The following is a 10,138-nucleotide window of genomic DNA, read 5'->3' on the forward strand; positions in this document are numbered from 1 at the left end:
CGGGCTCCAGGGAAAATAGATGTCGAAAGCGTTGCCAAGTGTAACGCGGTCGTCGTTACGATAAAGGGCGTGATAGATGCATGAGATGAATGAGTTGGTGAATGACTGCGACGCGGCCGTGCATGAAACCTCAACAGCCCCTAGGCTATGCGGCATATCATCGCCAGGAGTCGTCAATGCCCCATACGCCACTGCACGACTGGAATCTTACGCCGGAGGCGGCCATCGCGCTGCAGAAGCAGCTTGCGCCGCGCATCGTCCGCGAGGACGCGTTGGGCGCGGTCGCGACCATCGCCGGCATGGACATCGGTTTCGAGGATGCCGGCGAGACCACCCGGGCGGCGTTGGTGCTGCTCGACTGGCCGTCGCTGACGCTGCTCGAGCAGGTGGTTCACCGCGAGCCGACGCGCATGCCCTACGTGCCGGGGCTGCTGTCGTTTCGCGAAATACCGGCGGCGCTGGGCGCCTTCGAACGGCTGTCGCGACGTCCGGACCTGGTCATGGTCGATGGCCAGGGTATCGCCCACCCGCGCCGCTTGGGCATCGCCTCGCATCTCGGCCTCTGGCTCGATCTGCCGACCATCGGGGTCGGCAAGAGCCGCCTGTGCGGCCAGTTCGGCGAGGTGCCGCTGGAGAAGGGCGCCTGGACGTCGCTGAGCGACCGACGACGGGAAGAAGATCCTGACGATGTGGCACTCGACGACCGTGGTCGGGTCGTCATCGGCGCGGTGCTGCGTTCGCGGGAAAACGTCAAGCCGCTGTTCGTCTCCAGCGGTCATCGGTTGTCGCTGGCCACCGCCGTCGACTGGGTGGTGCGCTGTCTCGGTACGACCAAGCTGCCGGAGCCGACCCGGCTGGCGGATCGGCTTGCCTCGCGGCGTGGGGCAGTGGCGGTCAGCGGGCAGTTGCCGCTGGCGTGAGGCAACCTTAGACGATATCCAGCGGCACCGGTTCCCGCGGCGCCGGAAAGGCATCGTCGAGCCGGGCGAGATCTTCTTCCTCCAGGTCGAGATCCAGTGCTGCGGCATTGGCTGCGACGTGTTCCGGACTCGCCGCCTTGGGAATGGCGATCACCTCGCGGGACGCCTCGGAATCGTCACCCTGGGGGCGGATGACCCAGGCCAGCAGCACCTGGGCGGCGCTGACGCCATGCTTGTCGGCGATGTCGCCGACCACCGGGGACGACAGCAACCTGGCGCGCAGGCGACCGCCCTGGGCCAGCGGGCAATAGGCCATGAGTGGCAGCCGGCGCTGGCGCAGCCACGGCATCACGTCGACTTCGATGCCGCGCGATCCCAGATGATAGAGCACCTGGTCGGTGGCGCAGTCGCCGGCGGCGGGCAGCGCGGCCATTGCCTCGAGATCGTCGGCGTCGAAGTTGGAAACGCCGAAGCGGCGGATCTTGCCCGCCTCGCGCAACCGTTCGAAGGCTTCGAAGGTCTCGTCGAGCGGAATGCTGCCGGGCCAGTGCAGCAGGTAGAGATCCAGGTTGTCGATCCCGAGTCGCTTCAGACTGCGTTCGCAGGCGGCGATGGCGCTGTCGCGGCCGGCATTCCAGGGATAGACCTTGGAGACCACGAAGGCATCTTCGCGGCGGCCGCGGATGGCTTCGCCGACCACTTCCTCGGCGCCGCCGTCGCCGTACATCTCGGCGGTGTCGATCAACCCGAGGCCGAGATCGAGTCCCTGGCGCAGCGCATCCACTTCCTGGCGCCGGGGCACGAGACCTTCGCCCATGTACCAGGTCCCTTGTCCGATCGCCGGCAGTGCCAGCGCCGGTTCGCCATGGCTTTCCGGAAAGACGATCCGGGGTGTCTTGCGTGGCATCGAAAGCTCCTTCGTGTTCGAGACGCTGATCGAGTCGATACTGTTATGCTGGCTGCCAATCGTGAGCTTGGCAAAGAATCGGTAAAGGGAGAGTCCACCATCGAATCCAGCATTCTGCAGGCCACGCGCGAGTGGCTCGAGCGCTTCGTCATCGCGCACGACATCTGCCCCTTCGCCGGGCGCGAGTTTCGCCGTGGCGCGATCCGCTACGCCATTGCCGAGTCCGGCGAGTTGGAAGATTGCCTGCATGAGCTGGCCGCCGAATGCCGTCGGCTGGACGAGCAGCCGTCGATTGCCACCACGCTGCTGATCCTGCCCCGAGGCGTCGCTGATTTCGACGACTATCTCGAATTGCTGTCGCTGGCGGAAGCGCTGCTGGATGCTCTCGGCTACGTCGGTGTCTATCAGTTGGCGAGCTTTCACCCGGATTACGTCTTCGATGGCGTGACCGAGGAGGATCCGGCCAATCACACCAACCGCTCGCCCTATCCGATGCTGCATCTGCTGCGGGAGGGCGAGCTGGAACGGGCACTGCGCCATCATCCCGATCCCGAGGGTATCCCCGAGCGCAACGTCGCGTTGCTGCGCGAGCCGGATTCACTAGCGTTGACCGCGGCGAAGGCGTTCACTCGCCCTGCCTGGCCCCGGCAATGATGAGCTATGCTGGGCAGTGCTTAGGAGCCGCGTGTCCCCCTGGAATGCGGTGATTCCTTCATCCTCAGGAGTGTTGCGATGCAAACCGTTACCCGTGGCGGCGAAGCCGTCGATGTCAGCGGTCGTTTCCCCGAAGTTGGCGACAAGGCGCCGCCATTCACCCTGACCGACGCCGAGCTCAAGGATGTGGCGCTCGGCGAATACGCCGGCAAGCGCAAGGTGCTCAATATCATTCCCAGCGTCGACACCAAGACCTGTGCGATGTCGACGCGCAAGTTCAACGAGTACGCCAGCCAGCTCGACAACACGGTGGTGCTGATCGTGTCGGCGGATCTGCCGTTCGCCCAGGCACGCTTTTGTGGTGCGGAAGGGCTCGACAAGGTAGTGACGCTCTCCTGTTTTCGCCATCCCGAATTCCGCCAGCTCTACGGTGTCTCGCTGGACAGCGGCCCCATGGCCGGCCTCTGCGCGCGGGCGGTGGTGGTCATCGATGAAAACGACAAGGTGATCCACACCGAACTGGTCAGCGAGATCAAGAACGAGCCGGACTACGACGCGACCATCGCAGCACTGCAGGCTTGATCGCGGATGACGTCTCGGCGAGGTGATCTACACTGATTTTCACCCATCCACCGATGGATGATGACACCCAGGTTCATCACATCGAAGCTCATCATATCAAACCAAGGAGATAGCGATGACGATCAAGAAATCCGGATCCGCCGAATGGAAGGGCAGCCTGAAGCAAGGGAAGGGTGTCGTATCCACCGAGAGCGGTTCGCTCAAGGATAACGCCTACGGCTTCAACACCCGTTTCGAAGGCCAGCCGGGTACCAACCCCGAGGAGCTGGTCGCGGCGGCGCATGCCAGCTGCTTCTCGATGGCCCTGTCGATGACCTTGGGTGAAGAGGGCATCGAGCCGGAAAGCCTGAAGACCGATGCGACCGTGATCATGGAACAGGACGACAGCGGCTTCACCATCACCGCCGTCGAACTCAAGACCGTGGCCAAGATTCCCGGGGCCGATCAAGCGACCTTCGATCGTGCCGCCAACAAGGCCAAGGAAGGCTGCCCGATCTCCAAGCTGCTCAATGCCAAGATCTCGCTGGATGCCAAGCTCGAAAGCTGAGTGGCTACGCGATTTTCGTCCAGACGAAGAGCCGGCCCCTGTGGCCGGCTTTTCACTATCAGCCCTTCTATTTGAAAACGACCGCCCTATTTGAAAACGACTGCCGCGTCCCGGGCTTCCTGCTCGTGATGCTGCGGCGGCTTGGCGCGTTCTTCCAGGATCATCTCGGCGGCTTTTTCCGCGATCATCACCGTCGGTGAGCAGGTGTTGCCGGAGGTGATGGTGGGCATGATCGAGGCGTCGGCCACGCGCAGCCCGCGTACGCCGTGGACGCGCAGGCGGGCGTCGACCACCGCTTCCGGGTCCGTGCCCATGCGGCAGGTGCCGACCGGGTGGAAGATGGTAGTGCCGATATCGCCGGCGGCATGCGCCAGTTCTTCGTCGCTCTGATAGGTGTCGCCGGGCTTGATCTCCTGTGGATGGTAGCGGGCCAGCGGCGAGGCGGCGACGATCCTGCGGGTCAGGCGTATCGCGGCCACCGCGACCCGGCGGTCTGCCTCGGTGGCGAGGTAATTGGGCTGAATACGCGGTTTGACGCTGGGCGAGGCATCGCCGATCTCGACGCTACCGCGACTTTCCGGGCGCAGATGGCAGACCGAGGCAGTGAAGGCGGGGAAGGGATGCAGCGGCTCGCCGAAACGCTCCAGCGACAGCGGCTGGACGTGATACTCCAGATCCGGTGTCGCCAGTTCGGGTGAGGAACGGGCGAACAGCCCCAACTGGCTGGGCGCCATCGACAGCGGTCCGCTGCGCCGAGTCAGGTACTGCCAGCCCATGCCCAGCTTGCCGGCCAGCGTCGGCACGATCTGGTTGAGCGTGCCGACGCCCTCGACGCGATAGATCATGCGCAGTTGCAGATGGTCCTGCAGATTGGCGCCGACTCCCGGGGCGTGGCGCAATGGCGCGATACCATGGCGGACCAGCAACTCGCGCGGGCCGATACCGGAGCGCTGCAGAATGGTCGGCGAACCGATCGCGCCGGCGCTCAGAATCACTTCGCGGCGTGCCTGCCACTGGCGCGGCTGGCCACGCCGATGCCCGATTACGCCGGTGGCGCGCGGTGTGCCGCTTTCGTCGGTGAAGATCACACGGTCGATCTCCGCCTCGGTGACGATCTTCAGGTTGGGGCGGTGTCGGATACCGCGCAGGAAGGCCTTGCTGGCGTTCCAGCGTATGCCGCGCTTCTGGTTGACCTGGAAGTAGCCGCTGCCGCTGTTGTCGCCGCGATTGAAATCCTCGACCGGGGGAATGCCGCACTCGTCGGCGGCGGCGCGAAAGGCTTCGAGAATTTCCCAGCGGAAGCGTTGATGTTCGACCCGCCATTCGCCCTCGCAGCCGTGCCAGTCGTTGTCGCCATCGGCATGGCATTCGACCCACTTGAACAGCGGCAGTACGTCCTGCCAGGCCCAGCCGGGATTGCCCATTGCCGCCCAGCGGTCGTAGTCGGCGGCCTGGCCGCGCATGTAGATCATGCCGTTGATCGATGAGCAACCACCGAGCACGCGGCCGCGGGGATAGCCGAGGCTACGGCCGTTGAGCCCCGATACTGCCTCGGTGGTGAAACACCAGTCGGTACGCGGGTTGCCGATGCAGTAAAGGTAGCCGACCGGGATATGGATCCACGGGTAGTCGTCCTTGCCGCCGGCTTCCAGCAGCAGTACCCGGTGGTCGGGATCGGCCGAGAGCCGGTTGGCGAGCAGGCAGCCGGCGGGGCCGGCGCCGACGATGATGGTATCGAAGACATCTGCGCTAGAGGACATCGCATTCTCGCTGCCGACCAAGGAGTGATCCCAGGCTAGGCCAGTCGGCGCTCGCTTCGGAGACGACCATGGTCGAACCGCAATGCGTTGCTTGACAACCGCGCGCTGACGCGCTTGGTAAAGTCTGGTAACGTGTTGTGCCCCGTCGCGTCCGCCCGGCATCCTCTGTCGATCATCTGGCGAGGGCGGGGACCCTGGACACAAGCAAGTTTCGACGCCTCACGAAAAAAGAAAATGGCTATGGCTAACGCTCCCCAATACGATGCGGCTCCGTCGCGTCCCTTGTCACGCGGTGACATCAAGGTTCTGTCGCTCTCCGCCCTCGGTGGAGCTCTCGAGTTCTACGATTTCATCATCTTCGTCTACTTCGCCACGGTGATCGGCCAGCTGTTCTTTCCGGCCGACATGCCCGAGTGGCTGCGCATGGTGCAGACCTACGGCATCTTCGCCGCCGGTTACCTGGCGCGCCCGCTGGGCGGCATCATCATGGCGCACTTCGGCGACCTGCTCGGCCGCAAGCGCATGTTCACGCTGTCGATCTTTCTGATGTCGGTGCCGACGCTGCTGATCGGCCTTCTGCCGACCTACGACACCCTCGGTTATCTGGCACCGCTGCTGCTGGTGCTGATGCGCATTCTCCAGGGCGCGGCGGTGGGCGGCGAAGTGCCGGGGGCCTGGGTGTTCGTCACCGAGCACGTATCGCGCAAGGACGTCGGCCTGGCCTGCGGTACCCTGGCTTCCGGCCTGGTGGCGGGCATTCTGATCGGTTCGGTGATCTCGGCATTCCTCAAGTCCTACTACAGTGCCGAGGAGATGATCGCCTACGGTTGGCGCGTGCCGTTCCTGATCGGTGGGGTGTTCGGCTTCCTCGCCGTCTACCTGCGCCGCTATCTGGAAGAGACGCCGGTGTTCGCTGAGATGCGGGCCAAGAAGGCGCTCTCCGACGGCCTGCCGGTCAAGCGCGTGCTGGCCAGCCACCTGGACAGCGTGGCGCTGTCGATGGCGGTGACCTGGATCCTCACCGGCGCGGTGGTGGTGGTGCTGTTGATGACCCCGAGCCTGCTGCAGGCCCAGTATGGCATCGACGCCTCGCTGGCCAACGTCTGGGCGATCGTCTGCGTGGTGATCGGTTGCGTCGTCTCCGGCTGGTGCTGCGACCGTCTCGGCAGCGGACCGACCATCATCGTCTGGAGCCTGATTCTGGGCATCGCCTACTGGATCATGATGCATACGGTATCGACCCATCCGGAACAGCTGATGCTGCTCTATTGCATTGCCGGTTTCGGCGTCGGCATCGTCGGCGTGGTGCCGACCATCGCGGTCAAGTCGTTCCCGGCGGCGGTGCGTTTCTCCGGGCTGTCGTTCTCCTATAACGTCGCTTATGCCATCTTCGGTGGCTTCACTCCGGTGGTGGTCTCGACGCTGATGGCCAGCCACCCCGCGGCCCCGGCCTACTACATCGCCGCGCTGGCGGTGCTCGGCGTGGTGATCGGCGTGTTCCTGCTGCGTGCGCCGAGTGGTCAGCGTCTGGCGGTGATGCAGCACTGAGCGAGTCGCTCGCGTTATCGACGGCACCCTCGAGGATATTCGCGACGGCACTTCTGAGGGATGCCGTCTTGCCTGGAAGATCGACATGTCCCACGACCTATCCCCGCCCGCATCGCCCCGGCCGCTCTCCCGCAGCGACGTCAAGATCCTTTCGCTCTCCGCCCTTGGCGGGGCGCTGGAGTTCTACGACTTCATCATCTTCGTCTATTTCGCCAGCGTGATCGGGCAGCTGTTCTTCCCGCCCGACATGCCCGAGTGGCTGCGCCAGATACAGACCTTCGGCATCTTTGCCGCCGGCTACCTGGTGCGTCCGCTGGGCGGCATCGTGATGGCGCACTTCGGCGATCGGGTGGGGCGCAAGCGCATGTTCACGCTGTCGATCCTGCTGATGGCGGTGCCGACACTGGCGATCGGCTGCCTGCCGACCTACGCGACCATCGGCTACCTGGCGCCGCTGGCGTTGGTACTGCTTCGCATACTGCAGGGCGCCGCGGTGGGTGGCGAAGTGCCGGGCGCCTGGGTGTTCGTCACCGAGCACGTCTCGCGCCGCCACGTGGGGCTGGCCTGCGGCACGCTGTCGGCCGGGCTGGCGGCGGGAATTCTGATCGGCTCGCTGGTGGCGGCGATCATGAAGTCTCACTTTTCTCCGGCGGAACTGGCTGACGGTGCATGGCGGATTCCGTTTCTGCTCGGCGGCGCGTTCGGTCTGATCGCGGTCTATCTGCGCCGCTGGCTGCGCGAGACGCCGGTGTTCGCCGAGCTGCGCGAGCGCCGCGCGCTGGCCGCCGAACTGCCGGTCAAGGCGGTATTGCGAGATCACTTCGGCGGTGTGCTGTTGGCGATGGCGGTGAGCTGGATCCTGACCGCGGCGATCGTGGTGGTGATGCTGATGACACCGCCGCTGCTGGCGGCGCAGTACGCCGGACTGGATGCCTCGCTGGCCAACGTGGTGGCGATCCTGTGTCTGATCGTCGGCTGCGTGATCGCCGGCTGGTGTGCCGATCGTTTCGGCAGCGGGGCGACGCTGGTTGGCTGGAGTGCATTGCTGGGGGCGAGTTACTGGTTGATGATGAGTGTGGTCGGTCAACGCCCCGATCAGTTGATGCCGCTCTACGCGCTGGCCGGTTTCGCGGTGGGCATTACCGGTGCGATTCCGGCGGTGGCGGTCAAGGCGTTCCCGGCGGTGGTGCGCTTCAGCGGCCTGTCGTTCTCCTACAACGTCGCCTACGCGATCTTCGGCGGATTCACGCCGATCATCGTCACCACGATGATGCGTTGGTACCCGATGTCGCCGGCGATCTACGTCGCCGCACTGGCGATCATGGGGATCGTCATCGGCGTGTTCCTGCTGCGCACCCATGCCGGCCGACGGTTGGCGGTGATGCCTTCGTGAACTGATCGCCGTCATGTTTCACGACGCCTCGTCGCGCACACCATGCGGGCGGGGCGTCATCGGTCTTGCCTCTTGCGTTTCAGCAGGAATCGTTGGCTGGCCGCTGGTGCGGTTGGCGCGCCGCTGCTACCAACGCCCGGATCAGGCGTTGCTGGGAGCGGCTGAAGAGCAGGAATTCCGGGTGCCACTGCACGCCGATCAAGAAGGGGTGGGTCTCGCTCTCGACCGCCTGGATCAGGTCGTCGCGGTCGCGGGCGACGATGGCGAGTCCTTCGCCGGGACGGTCGATCGCCTGGTGATGCAGGCTGTTCACCTGGCAGTAGCGGCGGTTGAGGATTTCCGCCAGTCGGCTGTACGGGGCGATGTCGACGCGTTTGCGCGGCAGTACCGTGCGGCGGTTCCTGATATGCTGGTAGGTGGTCTGGATGTCGCCGATCAGACTGCCGCCGCAGTGAATGTTGATCATCTGCGCGCCGCGACAGATGCCGAGGATTGGCGACCGTTGCGGCAGGTAGCGCTCGAGCAGATCGAGCTCGAGGTCGTCGCGGGCCGGGTCGAGGCGAACGTCCAGCTGTACTTCGCCGCCGTAGCGGTGGGCGCCGATGTCGTCGCCGCCGCCGATGATCAGCCCGTCCAGGCGATCTCGCGGGGGACGCGAAGGCGACAGCCGCACCGGTTGCCCGCCCGCACGCCATACCGACAGCCAGTCGCACCACCAGGCCAGCCGGCTCTTGTGATCCGAAGTGGTAATGCCGATCAGCGGACGCGATTTTCCCATCGAAAGACCCTCAGTGACGCATCCAGTGTCGCAGCGAGTCGAGCCAGCGGCTGAGCGTCGGATGGGCGAGATGCTCGCGGTAGGCTGCGCTACGTTCGGCCAGGCGATCCGGATCGGCGGCGAGTCGTTCGACCTCCACCCAGCGGTTCCACTCGATGCCGACGCCCCAATCGGGATCGGAGAGCGCGGCGTTCGGCAGGCGGTAGTGGTAGGTCGGCCGCGGCCGGATCAGTGTCTCGCGCAGCAGTTGGCTGGGATGGCTCGGCATCAGCCAGGCGAACAGCGGCAGCAGATCGAGTTCCCGGTTGCGGGTGGGGTTGGCGACCAGGTAGTCATCGATCAGCTCGGAGAGCGTGGGCCGATAATCGGGCGCCAGTACCTTGCGCGTGTAGTCGCTGTGGAACGGGCGCGTATGGGGCAGTATGTCACGGGTGACATCGACCACGATCTGGTCGCGCAGCCAATCGGCCAGGATCAGGTAAGCGCGCAGATGCGCCAGCACGCTATCCACTTCCGGTGAAGGAATCTCCGGATTGAGGTGCAGCCCGAACCCGTAGAGCAGGCTGGCGTCGGTACCTTCCGCGCCATGCCGGCGCAGAGCGGCAAACAGTTCGTCGAGCCGCGCCAGGTCGTACCATGGTATGGGCGGACACACGATCTCGGTCGGAACCAGGCCGGCGACCATGTCGCCCAGCCATTCGCGGGTACGGCTATGCAGGCTGGCGCGCAGATGCTCGCCGATGCCCGGTGGCTGCCCATCGGTGGCGCGGGCGCGGTCGAGCAACTGCTCGTCCGGATGGACGTATCTGCTGTCCAGCTCGACATCGAAGCTGCCCCAGGGGGTACCCGTCACGCGCAGGCGGTGGGCGCTGTGCTGTTCGACAGCGCCGCCAAAGGTCATTTCGATCAATCTCGCGGCCTGGATCGGGCCGATGCCGGCGAACTCGATCTCTACGCCGACCTTGCGGGGTTGCCCAGCTGGATTGTTGGGCTGAACGGGTGCGGTCAGGGACAAGTCTGGCTCCTTGTCGGCGAGTAACTATTCAGGT

Annotated in this window: 10 protein-coding genes; 6 read left to right on the top strand and 4 right to left on the bottom strand. The window is 65.0% G+C overall.

Translation table 11 applies throughout. The annotated features are described in order from the left end of the window. Positions 1-176 precede the first annotated feature (176 nt). Complete coding sequence (nfi, locus tag DOM57_RS09540; RefSeq protein WP_110648971.1) at positions 177-920, top strand: deoxyribonuclease V; 744 nt, start codon at positions 177-179, stop codon at positions 918-920. A 7-nt stretch (positions 921-927) separates the two neighbouring features. Here nfi and DOM57_RS09545 read toward each other — a convergent pair whose 3' ends face one another. After that, a complete protein-coding gene (locus DOM57_RS09545) occupies positions 928-1,827 on the bottom strand; it encodes an aldo/keto reductase (RefSeq protein ID WP_110648972.1) in 900 nt (299 codons plus the stop codon). A gap of 45 nt (positions 1,828-1,872) precedes the next feature. Here DOM57_RS09545 and DOM57_RS09550 point away from each other — a divergent pair, with 45 nt between their 5' ends. The 3 genes from DOM57_RS09550 (at position 1,873) to DOM57_RS09560 (ending at position 3,610) form a co-directional block, all read left to right on the top strand. Then, positions 1,873-2,481, top strand: a complete 609-nt coding sequence (locus DOM57_RS09550; RefSeq protein ID WP_110648973.1) for a DUF1415 domain-containing protein — start codon at positions 1,873-1,875, stop codon at positions 2,479-2,481. A 78-nt stretch (positions 2,482-2,559) separates the two neighbouring features. Continuing rightward, a complete protein-coding gene (gene tpx, locus DOM57_RS09555; RefSeq protein ID WP_110648974.1) occupies positions 2,560-3,063 on the top strand; it encodes a thiol peroxidase in 504 nt (167 codons plus the stop codon). Between the two features lie 115 nt (positions 3,064-3,178). Next, positions 3,179-3,610: an OsmC family protein gene (locus DOM57_RS09560; protein ID WP_110648975.1), complete on the top strand. Its 432-nt coding sequence runs from the start codon at positions 3,179-3,181 to the stop codon at positions 3,608-3,610. Between the two features lie 86 nt (positions 3,611-3,696). On the opposite strand, the gene DOM57_RS09565 is transcribed toward DOM57_RS09560, so the two are convergent. Next, positions 3,697-5,370 carry a GMC family oxidoreductase gene (locus DOM57_RS09565; protein ID WP_110648976.1) on the bottom strand — a complete coding sequence of 558 codons (1,674 nt, stop codon included), beginning with the start codon at positions 5,368-5,370 and terminating at the stop codon, positions 3,697-3,699. Positions 5,371-5,610: 240 nt separating this feature from the next. Here DOM57_RS09565 and DOM57_RS09570 point away from each other — a divergent pair, with 240 nt between their 5' ends. Beyond that, on the top strand, positions 5,611-6,918 hold the full coding sequence (locus tag DOM57_RS09570; protein ID WP_110648977.1) for an MFS transporter: 1,308 nt from the start codon (positions 5,611-5,613) through the stop codon (positions 6,916-6,918). A gap of 85 nt (positions 6,919-7,003) precedes the next feature. Further along, positions 7,004-8,311 (top strand): MFS transporter, encoded by a 1,308-nt coding sequence (locus DOM57_RS09575; RefSeq protein WP_110648978.1) that lies wholly within the window; start codon positions 7,004-7,006, stop codon positions 8,309-8,311. 79 nt (positions 8,312-8,390) lie between these two features. On the opposite strand, the gene DOM57_RS09580 is transcribed toward DOM57_RS09575, so the two are convergent. Both DOM57_RS09580 and DOM57_RS09585 read right to left on the bottom strand, forming a co-directional pair. After that, positions 8,391-9,089: a gamma-glutamyl-gamma-aminobutyrate hydrolase family protein gene (locus DOM57_RS09580; RefSeq protein WP_110648979.1), complete on the bottom strand. Its 699-nt coding sequence runs from the start codon at positions 9,087-9,089 to the stop codon at positions 8,391-8,393. A 10-nt stretch (positions 9,090-9,099) separates the two neighbouring features. Next, the gene (locus tag DOM57_RS09585; RefSeq protein ID WP_110648980.1) at positions 9,100-10,104 is read right to left on the bottom strand and encodes an amidoligase family protein; all 1,005 of its coding nucleotides are present in this window, start codon (positions 10,102-10,104) and stop codon (positions 9,100-9,102) included. Between the last annotated feature and the right edge of the window lie 34 nt (positions 10,105-10,138).

This window comes from Salinicola peritrichatus, from assembly GCF_003206715.1.
Lineage (GTDB): Bacteria > Pseudomonadota > Gammaproteobacteria > Pseudomonadales > Halomonadaceae > Salinicola > Salinicola peritrichatus.